This is a genomic window from Pseudomonas sp. P5_A12 (assembly GCF_056400685.1).
Map to the genome: position 1 here is coordinate 1 of NZ_JBFUKU010000646.1, position 500 is coordinate 500.

The 500-nt window shown below is 48.2% G+C and carries 1 protein-coding gene; it reads right to left on the bottom strand.

Annotated elements, in window-relative coordinates:
* Positions 1-226: hypothetical protein (locus AC1DSG_RS31705; protein ID WP_477794369.1), on the bottom strand; the 226-nt coding region annotated here is incomplete at its 3' end.
* Between the last annotated feature and the right edge of the window lie 274 nt (positions 227-500).

The window sequence follows — 500 nt, forward strand, 5'->3', positions numbered from 1 at the left end:
GCATACCTTTAAATAATTCACCAGCACATATTGACTTATAGTAGTCCGGACCAAAATACTGAATCCAAACACGATGTTCCAGATCCGATTGCGGAACATTAAATACAATTTTAGCTGTTGTCTCGAATAGCTCTTCAATCTCCCACAACTGGATTTGCAATGGATCGGGGGCAAGACTGGATTCGTCATCCATATTGTCTAATGCAATTTCATTATCGTCTGACATACCTGCTCCCCTGCGCTTCGATGGCTATAAAACACTCGATAGATGCTGTTCTACTCCCCTCTCCTGAACATTAACTACCTGTAAAACCTGACAGTTCCGACCAACGGCACCTTCCTGTTTTGCGCGACAAAGGCCGCGTCTACAGTCTTCGGTCCATTGCCTACATGTCCTTGCGCAACGGACTACAGATCCGCCAGAATCCGCCGGCTTGTGCACCTTGGCCCTGCCCCGTAACTTGATCCGCGTCGCTGCCCATCAGCGATCGGGTTTAGTC